Below are 19,533 nucleotides of genomic sequence, written 5' to 3' on the forward strand. Positions count from 1 at the left end.
CTTCCCGAACTCAGAAGTGAAACCTCTTAGCGCTGATGGTAGTGTGGGGTTACCCATGTGAGAGTAAGTCATCGCCAGCTCATTATTCGAAACACCCCCTGACTCGTGCAGGGGGTGTTTTTTTATGTGGGGAAAAAGGGAGGGAAGGGGGAGAAAATAAAGAATTCTTCATTCATTTTTATGTGATTTTTAAATTAAAGGCAGAAAGGCGTATACTATCCTCGTCATTGATGGAAAGCTCATGTCTGATTTAGCCTCAAATTCTCCATATATTGAATATGGCACACGGCCATTTCTTGCCATTTTATTTTCTTTATTCTTAGCTGGCTTCGCAATTTTTACATCGTTGTATTGTGTACAACCGATGATGCCCATCCTTGCGGATTATTTTCATGTCAGTCCGACACATAGCAGTTTCCCTTTATCTTTTTCTACTATTGCTTTAGCAATAGGACTACTTTTCACTGGTTTAATTTCAGATCGATTCGGCCGCAAGCCTGTGATGGTCACCGCTTTATTTTTGGCGGCGTCACTTTTAATAATCAGTTCCATATTTCCACTTTGGGAAATATTTTTACTGAATCGCGTGCTGATCGGATTAAGTGTTAGCGGTGTAGCTGCTGTTGCAATGACTTATATTGGAGAGGAAATTGCGCAAAAAGATATAGGCTTTGCAATGGGCCTGTATATTTCAGGTACCGCAATAGGCGGAATGGGTGGTCGTCTCATTGCAGGGGTATTGATTGACTATATTAGTTGGCAAAATGCTATGATTATTATCGGTATCATTAATCTATGTATAGCCACAGCGTTCTTTTTATTACTTCCAGCATCTCAACATTTTCAAGCTTATCCCATTCGTTTCAACCGATTTTATGAATCTTTCGTTAAAAATTTAGTAGATCCTAAGCTTAGAATCTTATTCCTTCAAGGTTTTATCCTCATGGGATGTTTTGTCTCTATATTTAATTATATGAGCTACCACCTATTAGAAGAACCTTATCAACTTTCTCAAACTTGGATTGGGCTAATCTCCATAGCATATTTGGCAGGAATATATAGTTCACCTCGTGCTGCAAGTTGGGGAAAACGCTTTGGACGGGCAAAAGTTTTACCTGCGATGCTGATCATGATGTTGTTGGGGCTGTTGATTATACTCATTCCGGCATTTTGGTCAGTCATTTTGGGGCTGATTGTATTCACTTTCGCTTTTTTTGCAGCGCATTCCACTGCGAGTAGTTGGGTTTCGGTTCAATCTCTGCAGTACCGTGCCGTAGGTTCATCGCTGTATTTATTTTGCTACTATTTAGGTTCTAGTATCTTGGGTAGTAGTAGTGGTTTGGTTTGGGAAATGTCTGGTTGGATGGGGTTGACGAGCTTTATTGCTGTTATTTTGATGATCGGTTTATTTTTAGCAATAAAATTGAATAAATTAAAATAGGAATATGTGAATAAGCTATTATTTAATATTCGTTTTACATCTATTTTTTAATATAAATAACACTATAAAAATGGCTGAATTTACTATTTTTATGATTATACAACTTTGGTCTAATATTTCTTTTGAAAGGTGCCTCATAATAATGAAACGCATCAAAATATAATAAATAAAATATTTTTGGTTATCATTTTTTAAAATATAATATATTTTCAAGTTTTTGATATTTATAATTTATATGTATTTTTCGTATTTTTTTTTCATTTATTTTTAGTTGGAATTATATATAGATCATCATTGGTTTTAAAATGAAGGTGATTATGAGAAATATAACTATTTTAATGATGGCTTTGGTTTTTATCTTAATCTCAGCTTATGCAAATACCACGAATTTAGGGACAGCAGGTGCAGAGCGTAAACAGTTTTTTTATCGTTCCTCAAAAGTTATTAACTAAACAGGCAGATAGAACCTATCAACAATTTATTCATCAAGCGAAAAACAAGCAACTTTTGATCATAGATCCGAAATTGGATCAAATTTTAAATAAACTTAAGCAAAATGCGGAGTTTTACCGCCATGGTTCGAGTCAATGGGATTGGCAAGTCAGTGGGAATCTCAATAAAGATTTAAATGCACATGGTTTCCCGAGTGGGAAAATTGTCATTAACACGGGTTTGTATAGGAGTTTAAAGCTGACTGAAGATGAATTGGCATTTGTGATGGCGCATGAAATGGCACATGCTCTGCGTGATCATCATCGTGAGAAGATTTCCCTGCTGTTTGTAAGTCAGGTGGCGATGATTTCTTCAACTGCGGGTATCGGTACGCTTGCTACTGCGGCCAGTAGTGTGACTGGGCAAGCGGTTTTTCTGCCTAAAGTTTCAAAATTTGAACTAGAAGCTGATGTCCTTGCACTTGATCTGATGTCGAAAGCGGGCTTTGACCCAAATGCAGCATTGAGTTTTTGGCAAAAATATCAGCAGGAAACGACACGCCGTCAAATGCTTGATGTAAAACCATTGATGACTAAAGACAGTATAGATAAGCGTAAGATTTATATTGAAAAATATTTACCTGAAATGCACATTCAATTTCAACAGGCGCAGGCTTTAATGTTGAATAAAATGCGATAACTCATGGCACATTCTAGGTTGATTTAAACTAAAGCAAAGTTACAACTGATTTATTTAAATCTTGTTTTAAAGTCGATGCTTTAGCACTATTACATCTGATGTCTATATAAAACAATTCAATGATTCTGTAGCTATTGTATAAATTATAATCAAGCATGATGAATGGAATTCATGGTAAAATGATCGGCTTTCATCTTCTTTGATCTTTTTTCAGATCATTCCATCTGCCAGCCGAGAATTGCTAGCCATGTCTACTGCTTATACTATGCAGACTGCGCCAAAAGCGTTGTTTGATTACGACAAATATTGGGCGTCTTGTTTTGACCCTGCGCCATTTTTGCCGATGTCACGCGAAGAAATGGATCAACTCGGTTGGGACAGCTGCGACTTTATTTTGGTTTGTGGTGATGCATATATTGATCATCCATCATTCTGTTCAGGCATTATCGGCCGTACCCTTGAAGCACAAGGTTTCCGTGTCGGGATTATTGCTCAGCCAGACTGGACCAATGTAGAAGCCTTCCGTGTATTGGGTAAACCAAATATTGCTTGGGGCGTGACTGCCGGCAACATGGATTCGATGATCAACCGTTATACGGCAGACCGTAAAATCCGTTCGGATGATGCATATTCTCCGGATAATCAACCGAATAAACGTCCAGACCGTGCAGCAACGGTATATTGCCAACGTGTGCGTGAAGCTTATCCAGATGTGCCTGTATTATTGGGCGGTATTGAAGCCTCACTGCGCCGTATTGCACATTATGATTATTGGTCAGACAAAGTCCGCCGTTCAGTATTGATGGACTCGAAAGCCGATCTATTGATGTATGGTAATGGTGAACGTTCAATCACGGAAATCATGCATCGTTTGGCCCGCGGTGAAAAAATCCAAGAGATTACGGATGTCCGCGGTACAGCATTTATTGTGAATAAAAATAACCGGGCTTCAAAAGCGAAGTTTGTTGAAATTGCATCGAATGATGTCGATGCGATTGGCCGTGTCGATCCGATCATTAACCCGTACGTGATGACTGAAGACCTTGAAGGCTGTGAAATCGAGAAAGGCAAAGACAGCGTTACGCAATATCAGGGCTTCCAAAAAGAGGCGGTAGCAAATCCGATTGTTCGTGAAGGCGATAATTTAGACGCCGACACGCAAATCGTGCAGCTGCAACCTGCATCAAAAGCCATTAAGCATAAATTGCCGCCGCGTGAATTGGCGGTGATTCGTTTGCCTGCCTATGAAGATGTGGCGAATGATCCTGTGCTGTATGCACATGCCAACCGTATTTTGCATTTGGAAACCAATCCGGGCAATGCGCGCGCGATGGTACAAAAGCATGGTGAACGTGATGTCTGGTTAAATCCACCACCGATTCCATTGACGACGGAAGAGATGGACTACGTGTTTGATTTACCCTATGCACGTCTGCCACATCCTGCGTATGGTGAAGCGCGTTTTCCTGCCTTTGACATGATTAAGTTCTCTGTGAACATTATGCGCGGCTGTTTTGGCGGCTGTACCTTCTGCTCAATTACAGAGCATGAAGGGCGTATCATCCAAAACCGTTCTGAAGAATCGATTTTGCGTGAAGTTGAAAAAATTCGTGATACCGCACCGGGCTTTACTGGGATCATTTCTGACTTAGGCGGCCCAACGGCCAATATGTACCGTTTGGCATGTAAAGATCCTGAGATTGAAAAGAACTGCCGTAAGCCGTCGTGTGTATTCCCAGGTGTATGTCAAAACTTGCACACCGATCATGCGCCTTTAACCCAGTTATACCGTAAAGCACGTTCATTGCCGGGGATTAAAAAGATTCTGATCGGTTCTGGTTTACGCTATGACCTTGCGGTGTTAAACCCAGAATATGTCAAAGAATTGGTGACACATCACGTTGGCGGTTACCTGAAGATTGCGCCAGAACATACCGAAAAAGGTCCATTATCGAAGATGATGAAACCGGGGATCGGGACCTATGACCGTTTCAAACAAATGTTTGATCGTTTCAGTAAGGAAGCAGGGAAGGAGCAGTATCTCATTCCTTACTTTATCGCAGCGCATCCGGGTACGACTGACTATGACATGATGAACTTGGCGATTTGGCTGAAGAAAAATGGTTTCCGTGCCGATCAGGTGCAAACCTTTTATCCATCACCAATGGCGACCGCAACAACCATGTACTACACCGGTAAAAACCCGCTGGCTAAAGTGGCGCGTTATACCGAAAATGTCGATATCGTGAAAGGTGAAAAACGCCGCCGTTTACATAAAGCCTTCTTGCGTTACCATGATCCAAATAACTGGCCATTGCTGCGTGAAGCGCTCAAAGAAATGGGCCGTCAGGATCTGATTGGCAACTCAAAACAGCATTTGATTCCGACGTATCAACCGGCTGGCAGTGCTGAGGGTAAATACCAATCTGCACGTAAAAAGAACTCAAGCATTGCGGGTGATTCACAAAAACGTACAGGCGAACAAGGTAATCGGACTAAGGCTGCTCAATCGCGTCCTTCAAACACCAAGAAGCGTCCTGAGCGCGGTCAAATCTTGACGCAGCATACTGGTCTGCCGCCGCGTGAAACGGGTGATGCGAAAAAACCTTTTGGCGGTCCGAAACCCAAAGGAAAATCGAAGCCTAAATCACGCGCTTAAAATGATTAAATAAAAAAAGACACTTCGGTGTCTTTTTTTATGGGTGTTATGCTCGGCAGCATAAGAAAGTTTGCATTTTTATATGCTGTTACAAGCTCAATGCCATATGTGTGTCGGTTATCTCAATGAAATACGAGCAAAATTTGACAGCTTATCGGAATTGTCAGACAGTGAGAGGAAATGCACTTGCTGTCGTTTTAGCGAATGATCTAAAGTATCAATATATAGCAATGGATGCTATTACTCTGAACGAAGTGGCATGTGATGTTTGACGCTTTAAGTTTGCAACTTTTTGTCAGTTTAAATACGTATTGTGTGAAAGTTAGAGTTATTTTTTTTAATAGGAAATTAAAAAAATAATACTGGTTGTATACTTCGTATTCATAAGAAGTATGTCAAAAACCAAAAATATAAGAAATATAAAGGATTATGAGATGACTATATACATAGTAATAGGGAGTATTTTACTCTTCTGTGTGCTCATAATGGCTTGGAAAAGTTTAGAAGGTGATTCTAAGCAACAAGATAGCGCATTGAAACAACGTGCTATTTTCAACATTAATGAGCAATTAACCTACACGCGTTTAAAAGAAATTTTGCCTAAGCATACAATCCTTGCGCATGTGTCTTTTGATGCACTGTTGACCACGAAATATTATCGGACGCGGAACAAGTATCGAAATATGGTGGCGGACTTTGTCGTCCTCGATGAACAGCACCAAATCTTAGCGATCGTCGCTTTAGATGATCCAATGGTACTCAAACGGATGCAGCAGTCGCAATATCAAGATGCTTTGCTCGCTTTGGCAGGCTATCGTGTCATTCGTTATGATGATGTGCCTGAGTACGTTCAATTACGTGAAGATTTCTTAAATGAGCAGCGTGTACAAGCGCCATTTGTACCGGTTAATGATTTGAAAAAATATCATTTATATTCAGATTTGGAACGTAAAAAGATCAAAATTATTGGATCTTAGGGATTCAAAGAGCAAAGCCTTTTGCAAAAAAAAGCGTGTCTTTAGACATGCTTTTTTTTAATGGTTATTTAGGCTTAATGATTATTCAGGCTTAACGGCTACGACGGTTAATTCTACCAGTACACGCGGGTCGTATAATTTGGCTTCAACACAAGTTCTGGGTAATGCTTCAATGTCTGACACCCACGCATCCCATACCTCATTGAATGCGGCATAATCCTGTTCAATATCTTTCAGATAAATGGTCACTGACATAATCTGGCTTTTATCTGTACCGGCATCTGCAAGAAATTGATCAATGATCTCAAATGTTTGCTGTGTTTGTCCTTTGATGTCTAAATCAAGGTCTGTTGCCAATTGACCTGCTAAATGGATCAATTGACCGGAAATAGCGATTTCGGAAAAGCGTTTTGAAACATGCAGGCGTTGGATGGTCATGCGAAATATCCTGAAAGCAAAAAGGTCACTTAATCTTGAGTTTTAGGCATTGTAGTTGCAACCAAAGCCGTCAATAAACAGCCGACAGCAAGGTAGATTGCCACATAATGCCATGAACCATCACCCCAAATCACCAAAGCTGCTGCAATCATTGGGGTAAAGCCACCACCGATAATACTGGCTACTTGATAGCCGACACCTGCGCCACTGTAGCGATAGGCGGTACCAAACAAGGAGGTAAAAATCGGCTGGTGTACACTCACCACCATATCATGGGCAATATTGGCAAGGAAAATCGCACCGACAATAATCAACCAAGTATTTTGAGCATCAAGGGCCATAAAGAATGGAAAGGCAGAAAGCGCACCAATTAAGCCACCCAATACACACATCTTACGATGATCAAATCGATCTGCTAACCACGCAAAGAGGGGAATGCTGAAGCAGCTAATTGCACCAACCATTAAGGTGATATTCAGGAAGAACTGTTTGTCCATGCCCAATTGAGCGGTGGAATAATTCAGTGCAAAGTTCGTCACCAAATACATGGTGAGTAACTCGGTCAGGCGCAGCGCAATAATGTAGAAAAAGGCTTTTGGGTGTTGGCTAATCGCTTGCAGAATCGGTAATTTTTGTGGCGTTTGTTGAGCTTTGACCACATGGTCGACAAATTCTTGTGATTCGTCTTGATCACGTCGAATCCACATCGCGATAGCCAGCAAGACAATACTGGCAATAAAGGGAATTCGCCATGCCCAATCAGCAAAAGCATCTTCACCCAAAGTGGCAATAATCAACGACACAGCGCCTGTTGCCAGAACGAGTCCGACGCCATAGCCAATTTGTACACCACTGCTGTAAAAGGCTTTTTTGCCTTTCGGGGCATTTTCCACGGCCATCAGGGCAGCGCCGCCCCATTCACCACCGACGGCAAAACCTTGTATTGCCCGAAGTGTTACGAGCAGGATCGGGGCCAACCAACCGATGGCCGCAAAATTGGGTAATAAACCGATACCGACCGTCGAAATCCCCATCAGGATGACGGTGAGCACCAACATTTTTTTCCGACCCAGCTTGTCACCAAAATGTCCAAACACAATGCCGCCTAAGGGGCGGAACAGGAAGCCGACGCCAAAGGTCGCCAAGGCTGCCAAGGTTCCCATATTGTTGCCAATACTGGGGAAAAACTGATCTTTGAAAATGAGTGCGGCAACAATGCCATAAAGTAAAAAATCGTACCAATCGACTACGGCACCAATGAAGCTACTTAATGCGGCTTTACGCGCACGTTGTTCTTGATTTTGTGAAATATTTTGAGGATTTGGAGCAGATTTTGCAGAAGGCATACAGCGGGGTATTCCATGATTGACAACAGAGTTGCCCTGTAATATTCGGATTTGATCGTCACGCCAATCACAGGACAGCATGCTGAAAGTAAAGGTGATTTTCAGCATCTCAGCGCATACACGGATAATGTAGTGCGCTGATAGAGTACTCTAATTTTAGGCTTTGTGAATAGCAAATTGCTTTAATTTTGTTCTTCTGCCTAAATCTTAAGCAAATACGATCTTCTTGAAGTTTTTAGAGCAGCGAAAGTTGTGCTTCTTGGTTTTGCGCACTTAATTGATAGACCCCTATGCCAATCAGGCGAAATTGATCTTCCTCAGAAATATGCATTTCATGCAGTAATTGCTGTAACACCTGCGCAAGGTCTTCACGATTATTCAGCGATGTTTTAAAACTCTTACTGTGCTGTAGCACTTGGAAATTTTTGAGTTTTAATTTGGCCGATACACCGCGCGCGCTTAACTGCTTTTTTTCTAAACTAGACCAGACTTGGTCAATCAGTTTGGGCCAATAGGGCTGACATTGGCTCAATGTGAGATCATCATCAAAAGTGGTTTCTTTGGAAATCTGTTGACGTTCACGGCTAGATTGGACCGGTCGTTCATCAATGCCTTGTGCATACAGATAGAGTTGTCGTCCATATTTACCGAAATGATGAATCAGAACGGCTTCTTCAATTTGTTGTAAATCACCTAATGTATTGAGTTGCATGGCTTTTAATTTTTCTTGAGTCACTTTTCCCACACCAGGAATTTTTTTCAGTGCCAAGTCATGGATGAAATGCAGAACTTGTGATGGTTTGATAATACAAATGCCATTGGGTTTGTTCCAATCAGAAGCGACTTTAGCCAAAAATTTATTGGGCGCGACACCTGCAGAGGCAGTTAAACCAGTGCTTTGTAAAATCTCTGCCTGAATTCGCATAGCGACTTCAGTGGCACTCGGAATGTGTTGTAAATTTTCTGTGACATCCAAATAAGCTTCGTCTAAAGATAGTGGTTCAATCAGCGAGGTATAGCGTTGAAAAATGGCATGAATTTGCGCCGAAACGGCACGATATTTTTCAAAATTAGGTTCGATCACCACGACTTGTGGGCAGAGTTTACGGGCCTGTGCCATCGACATCGCAGAACGTAAACCAAATTCACGTGCAGGATAGGACGCGGCACAGATGACCGCACGAGGGTGATGTGAAGACACAACAACAGGAAGCTGTTTGAGTTCTGGGCGTTCCCGCAGCTCTACTGATGCAAAGAATGCATCCATGTCGATATGTATGATTTTCCTCATGCCTAGATAAATCAGTGCCTAAAAATTGAATTTCAGTATCGCACAGTCAATCCAGCGCTTTCCTCAATTTTTTAACTCGAACGACACAGGTTGACTGAGTAAAACCACCTTGGTGTTTTGAGCTGCTGCCGACTGTATCAATAGATTTAGGCTTTGAGGAGTGTCATCGGCAAAGCGAGGTAAAAATTCGAGCTCTGGATTCAGTGGTTTGAAAAAATTATCCCAATGAATTGGAATCACGGTGCTGGGTTGAAGGGTCGCTAAGGTTTCTTTGAAATATTGCTGTTGAAACGCTGGCGTTTGCTTGGAAAGCTGGGCGATGCCTAAAAATAAGGTATCGACTTTTAGTTCTTGCAACTGTTTGGGCACAGCACCCGTACTGGCTTTGACTAAACTGTAATGCGGCCCATGTTGGATGAGATAGTCATATGATCCACCTTCTTTAAACTGACTAAAATGTGCAGGGAGTTGCAGTGGCTGCGAAATTTGTTCCCCCAAATCATCATTAACGGCTGTTGGCGGAGTATGTTGCGAGGGGATCGCAGTAATGGTGAATTTACCGATTTGCATCGGCTGCCAAGCTTGAACTTCGTGCAATTGTGATTCAGCGATTGGCATTGCCCGTGCGATATTTAAGGTGCTTTTAGAGCCGACAATCATGGCCTTGGGGAGCTGGTGGGCCAACATTGGAATATCGAGCGCATGATCATAATGTGAATGAGTCACGAAAATAGCACGAGTGCGTTTTAAGTCGTATTGGTCGATATAGTTGTGTAATAAAGGCTGATCACTTTGAATCTGAGTGAATATGGTCTGACTGAGCGATGGCCGACTAAAAAAGCCATCGATGAGGACTTGCTCTTGGCCATCGTCAAACAGTAAGGTCGAAACGCCAAAGAACTTTACGTGATAGGGCGCCGCTGAGTGAGTATCTGTAGTGCTTTGTGCGGGATGTTGATAATGCCACGTTTTAAACGCTGCCAAGGTCCCTGAAGGTTGGATCAAATAAGCCAATATCCCGATGGCGAGGATCATAAAGACTGAAAATATAATAAGAAAAATTTTTAAAATACGCATCCTGCGACTCAGTTTTCATGGATTATTTGCTTCGATGTTGTCCTGAGTCGGTGAATAAATCAACGGGGTTTGATCGGGGAAACGCCATTTTTGTCTAAAAAATTAGTCCATGCATTGGCATCACCTGAAAATACATTTAAATCGACGGTGGTCGAGATGCCTTGAATTTTTCCTTGATTAGTATGTTGCCAAATCAGCCATTTCGGATTGTTTTTTAGATCGGGTGGGCCTTTATATTCGCGGACCCACAGCGGCGTCTGTTTAAACTCGCCAGCTAAGACAATATTATAAAAAGACTTCGAAGTATAAAAAATCGGTTGTTTGCCATAATGGCGGTGCAAGCGATCATGCATATAGCTGATTTCTTTGAGTAACTGCTCTTTGCTGTAGGTGTTAATGCAGTTGGTGTCATATTCCAAATCAATCACGGGAGGAAGGGCATCGGCTTTTTTCGGCACGGAAGCAATAAAATTTTCCGCCTGAATCTTGCCATCACGGCACAGACGGTAAAAATGATAGGCCCCAACTAAAAAGCCGTTTTCCCGTGCTTGTAACCAGTTATCTTGAAATTTCCGATCTTTAAAATCACCACCTTCTGTGGCTTTGAGATAAACGAATTGGTATTTTTTTGGTGAAATTTTTGACCATTGAATATCTTTTTGATGATGGGAAACATCAAAGCCTTTTACGGGATATTCTTCTGCAGATGCAGGGCGATGTGGCATCACGGCTGAATAACCTAATCCAGCCACCGCCAAGACGCCGCTGATAGCGCTGAGTGCAATAATCGGGCTGTATTTTTTGAGTGAACTTTTAGAGGTACGTGATTTGGCTTTTTTAGGCATGAAAATGTATCCAAGTATCCATTTTATCATAACCCTTTAAGGGCTGATCTGTCATAGATTTGCCCGATGACACAGGTTTAGACATCCACATGTTTAGGAATCTGCCAAAAAATCGCTGCGGTAATCAGGTTAATGCAGCCGAGTAAAATCAAGGTGCTATGGAATGCCGTTTCGATTTGTGCAGGACCATAATAGGCCGTAAATACGTTGACTAAAGTCCCTGCCAAAGCCACACCGATACTCATCGACACCATCATAATCATCGACAAGAAACTGTTGCCACTGCTGGCATCTTGTTGGGGTAAATCTTTGAGGGTTAAGGTATTCATCGAAACGAATTGCAGCGAGTTTAAAATACCAAAAATAAAAAAGTGTAAGGCACGTAACCAAGTGGGGGTTTCAGCCGTAGAGAGTGCAAAACTGCAAATACAGGCGCCGACCAAGAAGGTATTTACCAATAACACTTTACGATAGCCAAAGCGTTGAATAATTTGACGAATAATCGGTTTAGATGCCAATGAGCCGAGTACCGTCGGTATCATCAATAACCCTGTGATAAAGGGCTCAAAGCCAAAAGCCACTTGTAGCATTAAGGGAATCAAAAATGGCATGGCATTGCCGCCAAGGCGGGCAAAGAAGTTGCCGATAATGCCGATAGCATAGATCCGATTTTGAAATAATTTACTGCGAAACAGCGCATTGGCGTGGGTATGTGCATGAAAGGCATAGATCAAACTAGCGATGATCCCCGCAGCGACCAAAAGCAGGCTCCACCATAGCGGCAGATGCGGGCTGGCAAAGTTTTCAATGCCTAATGATAAACCCACCATGGCGACGACCAATAAGAAAAAACCCATAAAGTCGAATCGTTTTACGCTCGGTTCGGTCACATTGGGCATGGCTTTAAAGGTAATAAGTACCCCTAGCAGTCCCATTGGAATGTTTATTAAAAATATCCAATGCCATGTTGCGACTTCCACCATCCAACCGCCAAGGGTAGGACCAATTAAGGGCCCCATTAAACCAGCAAGGCTCATTAGACTCATGGCCGATAAAAACTGTGTCCGAGGAATCACTTTAAGCATCGCCAAACGCCCAACAGGTAGCAGTAATGCGCCACCTATGCCCTGAATTACCCGATAAACCAGCAGCTCATTCAGGCTATTGGCCATGCCGCAGCCCAGCGATGCTAACGTAAAAATAATGATGGCTGTGAAATAGGTATTTCGTACACCAAAACGATCGGCCAACCAACCACTTAAGGGAATACATGCTGCGACAGACAAGACATAGGCCACGACCACACTATGCATTTGAAGTGGGTCTTCACCTAGACTTCTCGCCATCGCTGGGATTGCGGTATTGACGATGGTCGTATCCAGGCCTTGCATAAAAAAGCCAATAGAGACCAATAGCACTAGAAGTCTAAATTCGGGTTGTAAAGCCTGATGCGTTGGCGTGCTATTCATAAGTCAATAAAGCTGAGATTTTTAAACAGTTTAAATGAATATTGCCATTTGGATGTAGTAAAAGCTTTGCATAATTGAGCCAAAAAATTGCAAGAAAAATGCAATGAGAGTTTCATCTCTATGCAACCTAATGTTTATAAATTGGTCATATTTTAATAAAAGACGAATGAAAACATGAAACTACAAGTTTCGGTACTGATATGGTTAAACAAGGCGATGTGGGACCTGAAGGTCTGATTTTTATTGCGGCCAAAGATTCGCCCAATGCCCAACCTTTGTTGGTGGTTGGAAATGAAGTGAACGGTAGCACGGCGGTTTATCAGATTAAATTGAAATAATTTAATTTTAAATTGTTGTTTTATCTAAAATTTTTATTTTAATGTCGAGAAAAGCACGGCACAAAATTGTATGAACGCCAGATAAACTGTCATAATGCGCTCAAGTCCTTCATTTATTGGAGGGCTTTTTCTTTATGGCAAAGGTGTTTTGTTTTCATGACAATCGAAATTCTGATGGTCATAGGCTTCTGTCTCGCGGCCTATTCTATTGTCGGTAATGATGTGCCACAGACATTGGGAACCTTTATTTCATCCAATGCGCATCGCCCTTGGTGGCTGTTGTGGATCTATGTCAGCAGTATTCTAGCCATTGTATTGGTTTATGGTTGGTACAGTTCTGGCGTGGGGGATGCATCTTATGGTCGTTTAGAAACGATTCCATTTCCCGCAGAAGGGGTCACGTGGCTCTATATTGTGCCACCGATCTTACTGATCATTTTGACTCGCTACGGGATACCGGTCAGCACCACATTCTTAGTGTTAACAATTTTCTCTCCGAGTAGTCTCGGCTCGATGTTAACTAAGTCGATGATGGGTTATGCGGTAGCTTTTGTTGTCGCGATTATTGTTTATCGTTTTGTGATTAAAGGCATCTCGGTTTATTTCAGTAAAACACGTGATGAAACCCCCTCGAATATTTGGGTGGGACTACAGTGGGTTTCGACGGCATTTTTATGGAGTCAGTGGCTGATTCAGGATTTGGCCAATATTTTTGTCTACGTCCCTCGTCAGGTGCCGCTGGAGTTCCTGATTTTTGCAATTGTGGTGTTTATCGTACTGCTTGGGATCATTTTGTACCAACGTGGTGGGGCGATTCAGGGCATTATCGACACCAAAACAGGTGTGGCTGATATCCGCTCGGCAACCATTATCGACTTTATGTATGCTTTGATTTTATTGGTGTTCAAAGAGTGGAGTAATATTCCAATGAGTACCACTTGGGTATTCTTGGGCTTACTTGCAGGACGTGAATTTGCTATGTCCATGCATTTACATGAAGTGAATAAATATCGAACTTCACGAAATGTCAGCAAAGATGCGATGAAATTGATGCTTGGTTTATTGATGAGTATTTTCTTAGCGACAACCTTGCCATGGTTCTATCGTGTGGTGTCCGGTTAAGTCGGCACGATCTCGATTTGAAGTAGGACATCGAGCAATAAAAAAAAGGGGAATACTTTATTCCCCTTTTTGACATCTAAAATACAGTTAGACCACGAAATTTTTTGGGCAATCTAAATTTTTTAGTGCGCTAAAGATCTGCTTCGAAGAATTACACACGATCAGTTTGGCACGATGCTGCGGCGGCAAGAAACCTTCAGCGACCGCATGGTCTAATTGTGCAATTAATGCATCATAGAAGCCATTGACGTTATAAAGCATCATCGGTTTTTGGTGTTGATTCAACTGTCCCCAAGTGGCGATTTCTAAAATTTCTTCAAATGTGCCAAGACCACCGGGCAGGGCAACAAAGGCACTTGCACGTTCTGCCATCATGGCTTTACGCTCATGCATACTGCGCACGACGTGTAATTCAGTCAAATGATTATGTGCAATTTCATAATCCAACATAAACTCAGGAATCACACCCACGGCTTCGCCGCCATGTTCGACCACAGCGTCAGCAACTTGACCCATCAGGCCAATACTGGCGCCACCATAGACCAGACCAAAACCATGTTCAGCCAAGCCTTGCGCTAATGCGATGGCTTTTTCTTGATAAATTGGATTGTTACCAGAGCGGGAGCCGCAATACAGTGCGATTAAAGGTTGTGTTGTAGCAGGAGAAGGATTACCACGTTTTTCTGTCATTTTTAATCCGCTATTCATTACGTTTTAATTTTACCTTAGCATGTTATTTTTTATGACACTACATTGGCAGCTAAATATGACAATTTAATGTCATCATTGGGTTTAAATTCTTCCATACTGAGATTGTACTTTGGTAAAAAAGGGTGAATTTTTACCTTAACTTGCTATACTTAAAACTTCATTTTAAGCTAAAGAACCGTCATGGGTAGTGGTTGTTGTCACTCAGCACACATTAAAATATTAGAAAGAACGCTATTAAAAGCGTTTGCGCATGTCCAATGCATTTCATCTTCAAATCAGCATGATCTACGTGTGAATAACATTCAGGAGATACAATTATGATCTTTGAATGGATGTCCGACCCATCTGCATGGGTGGGTTTATTGACACTGGTGGTGCTTGAGATTGTTTTAGGTATCGATAACCTGGTATTTATTGCGATTCTTGCGGAAAAATTACCGCCAGAACAGCGTAATACTGCACGGATTGTCGGCTTATTGCTTGCACTGTGTATGCGATTGATCTTACTGGCCTCGATTGCATGGGTGGTGACTCTAACCAACCCACTGTTCCATATTTTCGACCATCCATTTTCCGGTCGAGACCTGATTTTACTGTTTGGTGGGGTGTTCTTGCTATTTAAAGGCACCATGGAACTGCGTGAACGTCTTGAAAACAAGCCGATGCTAAAGGAAGAAAATCCTGTGCATGCGACGTTTTGGATGGTGATTGTGCAGATTGTGGTGCTCGATGCCGTGTTCTCGCTCGACAGCGTGATTACCGCTGTCGGGATGGTGAAACACCTTTCTGTCATGATGATGGCGGTCATTATTGCAGTCGGCATTATGCTGTGGGCATCTAAACCACTGATGAACTTCGTGAACCGTCACCCAACGGTGGTGATTCTGTGCCTGTGCTTCTTAATGATGATCGGTTTCTCGCTCTTAGTCGAAGGCTTTGGTTTCCATATTCCAAAAGGTTACTTATACGCGGCCATTGGTTTCTCTGTCATGATTGAGTTCTTGAACCAAACCATGCGTCATAATCAGGAAAAAATGGTCACAACCACAGACTTACGTTATCGCACAGCCTCAGCTGTGATGCGTATGCTCGGTGGGAAAAATGTTGCAGACAATCAAAATGAAAATGAAGATGTGCTTGCAACACGTGCTTTTGCTGATGAAGTCTTTGATGAAGACAACGGGGTTTACCACAGTGTCATGGTACAAGGGGTACTGGGTTTATCTGAGCGTCCAGTAAAGTCCGTGATGACACCTCGTCCTGAACTGGAATGGATTGATTTAGATGAAGAACCTGAGGCGATTCGTGCTCAATTACTCAGTACCACGCATTCACGTTTAATTGTGGCACATGGTGAGCTTGACAATATTGCGGGTGCGGTACTGACTCATAAAGTCATGAATGACTATATTGAAACGGGCGTACTCGATTTCGAAAAACATCTCCGTGAGCCAGTGGTGGTGCATGAAAATGCTCAAGTTTTGATGGTGATGGAACAATTGCGTCAAGCGCCGTTACAAATGGCTTTGGTGTTGAACGAATACGGTTCAATTGAAGGGATTGCAACACCGATTGATGTCTTAGAAGCGATTGCTGGTGAGTTCCCTGATGAAGATGAACCAGAGACGGCAGCAGAAAGTCTCGATGATGGTTCATTGTTACTCGATGGCTCAACCGACATTCGTCATGTGTCTTTATTGTTGGGTCGTGACTTGGTGGATGATGCTGAACAGTATTCGACATTGTCCGGATATATCTTATTTCATTTGGGCCGTTTACCAGCCAATGGTGAAAAATTCAAAGCGGATGAACACATCTTTGAAGTGGTCACAATGGATGGCCATAAGATCGAAAAAGTGCATGTCATTCCCATCCCAACTGAAGATTAAGCTGAGGTCAAGAGAACATTCAGCTTAATCTATATAGATCAATATTGATTCACATACTGCCGATGAAAATTGTGTGGAAAGATCCGTTAAAATAGCCTGCATTGTCAGGCTATTTTTTATGGAAACAAATATGTCACAAGTCCAGTGTCCATGTGGCAAAGGTGAGTATGCTAGCTGTTGTCAGCCCTTACATGCGGGGCGTGAAAATGCACAAACTGCAGAGCAATTGATGCGTTCACGTTATAGTGCTTTTGCACAGCATGAGATTGATTATATTGTACAAACAACTGCACTTGGACAGCAGCAAGCCTTGGATATTAGTGCCATTGCAGCGTGGAGTCAGGCCAATCAGTGGTTAAAGCTTGAAGTGGTACAGGCTCAAGAAAAGCTCGATAAAAACCATGCTCAAGTTGAATTTAAAGCCCATTATCACGATGGGCAGCAAGCGCAGGTACATCATGAAATTTCACATTTTGTGAAGTTCGAGCAGCGCTGGTATTTCCTTGATCCGACCACAGAGATGCAAATCACCATGAAGCAACCCTGTATTTGTGGTTCTGGACGAAAATTTAAACAATGTTGTGCGCAATTTTTATAACATTTGAGCAGATTTAGCTTAGAATAGCGCGCATCTCAACCCTCAGTGGAAGAAGGGCGATGTTACTTACCGTTATTTATATTATCGCAATCACGGCAGAAGCAATGACAGGTGCATTGTCTGCGGGTCGGCGGAGTATGGACTGGTTTGGGGTAACATTGATTGCCTGTGTCACGGCACTGGGGGGCGGTTCGGTTCGTGATGTGCTACTTGGGCACTATCCACTGACATGGGTTAAGCATCCAGAATATCTCATGCTGACCTGCTTTGCTGCATTTGTCACCATCCTGATTGCAAAGTGGATGCGTCATCTTCGTAATATCTTCTTGGTTCTCGATGCCCTTGGTCTCATAGGTTTTACCATTATTGGCTGTCAAATTGCTTTAGAAATGGGCCATGGTTTTGTCGTCTCTGCAGTAGCAGGGGTGTTAACTGGGGTCTCTGGCGGTATTTTACGAGACATCCTGTGTAACGATGTCCCGCTGGTGTTCCGTCGTGAACTTTATGCCAGTATTTCTTTTGTGTCCGTGATTTGTTATTGGCTCTGCATTGAGATTGGCTTATCGCTAGAATTGACCGTCATTGCGACGCTCATTTTCGGTTTCACCTTACGTCTGATCGCCATTTACTTTGGCTTAGAAATGCCTAAATTTATTTATAAAGATGATGATGATCAGTCAGTATCTTCAAAAGATTTGTCGTAGCCGCGTTGCTATAACATCACATTAAAATGCTAAAAAGACGGATCAATGGTCGGTCTTTTGCATGGATCTATACTAAAAAACGCAAAATCATACATCCTGTTGGGAAAGCAGTGTTCATCCTTCCACCAGTTCAGAGATCTTGTTATGGACTTAGTCTCACGTATACAACGCTTACCCATCGGTAAGTTTCACTACACTTTACTTTGGGTTATTGGCCTTGGCTGGATGTTTGATGCCATGGATACGGGACTCATTTCCTTTATCTTAGCGAAAATGGCTGAAGATTGGGCCATGACGCCAAATGATAAAAGTTGGGTGGTTTCGATTGGTTTTGTTGGGATGGCGATCGGCGCGGTGTTTTCTGGAGGACTGGCAGATCGCTTCGGCCGAAAAACAGTCTTTGCATGGACATTGGTGATTTATAGCTTAGCCACCGCTGCATGTGCGTTTGCACCTAATCTAACTTGGTTGTTGGTATTTCGTTTTATTGTCGGCTTAGGTTTAGGTGGACAACTCCCAGTCGCGGTGACTTTGGTCAGTGAATATATTCCAGCGCATGTGCGTGGCCGTTTTATTGTCTTACTAGAAAGTTTTTGGGGACTGGGCTGGTTGGTTGCTGCATTGGTCTCACGCTTTATTATTCCTGATTTTGGTTGGCATGCAGCGTTTCTAATTGGCGGTATTCCTGCATTATATGCAATCGTGATTTGGAAAATGGTGCCCGAATCGGTGCCTTATTTAATCAACCGTGGACGTTTTGATGAAGCACATGCATTGGTGAAAAAGATTGAAGCCAAATGTGGTGTGCAAGTGGTTGAAATTTTTGAGGTCAAACCGGTTGCAGAAAAACATGACATCAGTTTTTCACAGTTGTGGTCAGGCATTTTTGCACGTCGTACTTTAATGCTCTGGCTCATTTGGTTCGGTATCGTCTTTTCTTACTATGGCATTTTTACGTGGTTACCAAGTTTATTGGTCAAAGAGGGCTACACCATTGTTCAATCCTTTGAATATGTCTTGGTCATGATTTTGGCACAATTACCGGGTTATATTGCAGCGGCATGGTTGGTCGAAAAATTGGGTCGTAAAGCTACTTTGGCGGGCTTCATTGGGATGTGTGCCATTTCGGCATATTTCTTCGGTCAGTCTGGCAGTGTGACAGAGATTGTGATTTGGGGCTGTTTAATGTCTTTCTTTAATCTCGGTGCTTGGGGCGTACTTTATACCTATACACCAGAACAATATCCGGCCAATATTCGTGCCTTTGGTTCGGGCTGGGCGGGTGCCATTGGTCGGATTGGGGGCATTGCAGCACCTTTTGCCGTGACACATATGATGGATATGGATCATGGTTTTAGCTATGTCTTTATGATGTTTACAGCAGTCTTAATTGCAGTTGCCGTGGTGATTTTGGTTTTAGGTGAAGAAACTAAGGGCAAAACTTTAGAATCCATCGGTCTATAAAGACTGTTGAATTTTTAGTTGATCATGGTGAAT

17 protein-coding genes are annotated in these 19,533 nt (G+C 42.4%); 10 read left to right on the forward strand and 7 right to left on the reverse strand.

The window, feature by feature from the left end; all coding sequences use genetic code 11:
- The first annotated feature begins 241 nt into the window (after positions 1-241).
- From FTU62_RS07145 to FTU62_RS07160, 4 genes are all read left to right on the forward strand, one after another.
- Positions 242-1,441, forward strand: a complete 1,200-nt coding sequence (locus FTU62_RS07145; protein WP_180102287.1) for an MFS transporter — start codon at positions 242-244, stop codon at positions 1,439-1,441.
- 402 nt (positions 1,442-1,843) lie between these two features.
- A complete protein-coding gene (locus FTU62_RS07150; protein WP_373886331.1) occupies positions 1,844-2,572 on the forward strand; it encodes a M48 family metallopeptidase in 729 nt (242 codons plus the stop codon).
- A 247-nt stretch (positions 2,573-2,819) separates the two neighbouring features.
- Positions 2,820-5,231: a YgiQ family radical SAM protein gene (locus tag FTU62_RS07155; protein WP_180102288.1), complete on the forward strand. Its 2,412-nt coding sequence runs from the start codon at positions 2,820-2,822 to the stop codon at positions 5,229-5,231.
- A gap of 434 nt (positions 5,232-5,665) precedes the next feature.
- Positions 5,666-6,208: a DUF2726 domain-containing protein gene (locus FTU62_RS07160; protein WP_078189487.1), complete on the forward strand. Its 543-nt coding sequence runs from the start codon at positions 5,666-5,668 to the stop codon at positions 6,206-6,208.
- Between the two features lie 81 nt (positions 6,209-6,289).
- On the opposite strand, the gene FTU62_RS07165 is transcribed toward FTU62_RS07160, so the two are convergent.
- The 6 genes from FTU62_RS07165 to mdtD all read right to left on the reverse strand — a co-directional run bounded on the left by FTU62_RS07165 (position 6,290) and on the right by mdtD (position 12,674).
- On the reverse strand, positions 6,290-6,646 hold the full coding sequence (locus FTU62_RS07165; RefSeq protein WP_180005213.1) for a RidA family protein: 357 nt from the start codon (positions 6,644-6,646) through the stop codon (positions 6,290-6,292).
- A 29-nt stretch (positions 6,647-6,675) separates the two neighbouring features.
- The gene (gene shiA / locus FTU62_RS07170) at positions 6,676-7,992 is read right to left on the reverse strand and encodes a shikimate transporter (protein ID WP_180102371.1); all 1,317 of its coding nucleotides are present in this window, start codon (positions 7,990-7,992) and stop codon (positions 6,676-6,678) included.
- A 235-nt stretch (positions 7,993-8,227) separates the two neighbouring features.
- On the reverse strand, positions 8,228-9,283 hold the full coding sequence (dinB, locus tag FTU62_RS07175) for a DNA polymerase IV (protein WP_180022089.1): 1,056 nt from the start codon (positions 9,281-9,283) through the stop codon (positions 8,228-8,230).
- A 63-nt stretch (positions 9,284-9,346) separates the two neighbouring features.
- Positions 9,347-10,360 carry an MBL fold metallo-hydrolase gene (locus tag FTU62_RS07180; protein WP_180102289.1) on the reverse strand — a complete coding sequence of 338 codons (1,014 nt, stop codon included), beginning with the start codon at positions 10,358-10,360 and terminating at the stop codon, positions 9,347-9,349.
- Between the two features lie 59 nt (positions 10,361-10,419).
- Positions 10,420-11,205: a GH25 family lysozyme gene (locus tag FTU62_RS07185; RefSeq protein ID WP_180102290.1), complete on the reverse strand. Its 786-nt coding sequence runs from the start codon at positions 11,203-11,205 to the stop codon at positions 10,420-10,422.
- A gap of 77 nt (positions 11,206-11,282) precedes the next feature.
- Complete coding sequence (gene mdtD, locus FTU62_RS07190) at positions 11,283-12,674, reverse strand: multidrug transporter subunit MdtD (protein WP_180102291.1); 1,392 nt, start codon at positions 12,672-12,674, stop codon at positions 11,283-11,285.
- A gap of 200 nt (positions 12,675-12,874) precedes the next feature.
- On the opposite strand from mdtD, the gene FTU62_RS07195 reads away from it, so the two are divergent.
- Complete coding sequence (locus tag FTU62_RS07195; RefSeq protein WP_180008096.1) at positions 12,875-13,012, forward strand: hypothetical protein; 138 nt, start codon at positions 12,875-12,877, stop codon at positions 13,010-13,012.
- 156 nt (positions 13,013-13,168) lie between these two features.
- Complete coding sequence (locus FTU62_RS07200; protein WP_078189479.1) at positions 13,169-14,134, forward strand: hypothetical protein; 966 nt, start codon at positions 13,169-13,171, stop codon at positions 14,132-14,134.
- Positions 14,135-14,221: 87 nt separating this feature from the next.
- Here the strand turns inward: FTU62_RS07200 and FTU62_RS07205 are convergent, their stop codons facing one another.
- Positions 14,222-14,842, reverse strand: a complete 621-nt coding sequence (locus FTU62_RS07205) for a TIGR00730 family Rossman fold protein (protein WP_078189478.1) — start codon at positions 14,840-14,842, stop codon at positions 14,222-14,224.
- A gap of 320 nt (positions 14,843-15,162) precedes the next feature.
- On the opposite strand from FTU62_RS07205, the gene FTU62_RS07210 reads away from it, so the two are divergent.
- The 4 genes from FTU62_RS07210 to FTU62_RS07225 all read left to right on the forward strand — a co-directional run bounded on the left by FTU62_RS07210 (position 15,163) and on the right by FTU62_RS07225 (position 19,500).
- Positions 15,163-16,734, forward strand: coding sequence for a TerC family protein (locus FTU62_RS07210; RefSeq protein WP_180077193.1), 1,572 nt, complete (start codon positions 15,163-15,165; stop codon positions 16,732-16,734).
- A gap of 130 nt (positions 16,735-16,864) precedes the next feature.
- A complete protein-coding gene (locus FTU62_RS07215) occupies positions 16,865-17,332 on the forward strand; it encodes a YchJ family protein (RefSeq protein WP_180102292.1) in 468 nt (155 codons plus the stop codon).
- 59 nt (positions 17,333-17,391) lie between these two features.
- Positions 17,392-18,036 carry a trimeric intracellular cation channel family protein gene (locus FTU62_RS07220; protein ID WP_078189475.1) on the forward strand — a complete coding sequence of 215 codons (645 nt, stop codon included), beginning with the start codon at positions 17,392-17,394 and terminating at the stop codon, positions 18,034-18,036.
- A 144-nt stretch (positions 18,037-18,180) separates the two neighbouring features.
- Entirely contained in the window at positions 18,181-19,500 is a 1,320-nt protein-coding gene (locus tag FTU62_RS07225) for an MFS transporter (protein ID WP_180077190.1), read from the forward strand.
- The last annotated feature ends 33 nt before the right edge of the window (positions 19,501-19,533 follow it).

The organism is Acinetobacter sp. YH12126 (assembly GCF_013418745.1).
Lineage (GTDB): Bacteria > Pseudomonadota > Gammaproteobacteria > Pseudomonadales > Moraxellaceae > Acinetobacter > Acinetobacter amyesii.

Coding starts and splice junctions, on each gene's coding strand:
- FTU62_RS07145 (WP_180102287.1), top strand. CDS start 242: ATGTCTGATTTAGCCTCAAATTCTCCATATATTGAATATGGCACACGG.
- FTU62_RS07155 (WP_180102288.1), top strand. CDS start 2,820: ATGTCTACTGCTTATACTATGCAGACTGCGCCAAAAGCGTTGTTTGAT.
- FTU62_RS07160 (WP_078189487.1), top strand. CDS start 5,666: ATGACTATATACATAGTAATAGGGAGTATTTTACTCTTCTGTGTGCTC.
- FTU62_RS07165 (WP_180005213.1), bottom strand. CDS start 6,646: ATGACCATCCAACGCCTGCATGTTTCAAAACGCTTTTCCGAAATCGCT.
- shiA (WP_180102371.1), bottom strand. CDS start 7,992: ATGCCTTCTGCAAAATCTGCTCCAAATCCTCAAAATATTTCACAAAAT.
- dinB (WP_180022089.1), bottom strand. CDS start 9,283: ATGAGGAAAATCATACATATCGACATGGATGCATTCTTTGCATCAGTA.
- FTU62_RS07180 (WP_180102289.1), bottom strand. CDS start 10,360: ATGCGTATTTTAAAAATTTTTCTTATTATATTTTCAGTCTTTATGATC.
- FTU62_RS07185 (WP_180102290.1), bottom strand. CDS start 11,205: ATGCCTAAAAAAGCCAAATCACGTACCTCTAAAAGTTCACTCAAAAAA.
- mdtD (WP_180102291.1), bottom strand. CDS start 12,674: ATGAATAGCACGCCAACGCATCAGGCTTTACAACCCGAATTTAGACTT.
- FTU62_RS07195 (WP_180008096.1), top strand. CDS start 12,875: ATGGTTAAACAAGGCGATGTGGGACCTGAAGGTCTGATTTTTATTGCG.
- FTU62_RS07200 (WP_078189479.1), top strand. CDS start 13,169: ATGACAATCGAAATTCTGATGGTCATAGGCTTCTGTCTCGCGGCCTAT.
- FTU62_RS07205 (WP_078189478.1), bottom strand. CDS start 14,842: ATGAATAGCGGATTAAAAATGACAGAAAAACGTGGTAATCCTTCTCCT.
- FTU62_RS07210 (WP_180077193.1), top strand. CDS start 15,163: ATGATCTTTGAATGGATGTCCGACCCATCTGCATGGGTGGGTTTATTG.
- FTU62_RS07215 (WP_180102292.1), top strand. CDS start 16,865: ATGTCACAAGTCCAGTGTCCATGTGGCAAAGGTGAGTATGCTAGCTGT.
- FTU62_RS07220 (WP_078189475.1), top strand. CDS start 17,392: ATGTTACTTACCGTTATTTATATTATCGCAATCACGGCAGAAGCAATG.
- FTU62_RS07225 (WP_180077190.1), top strand. CDS start 18,181: ATGGACTTAGTCTCACGTATACAACGCTTACCCATCGGTAAGTTTCAC.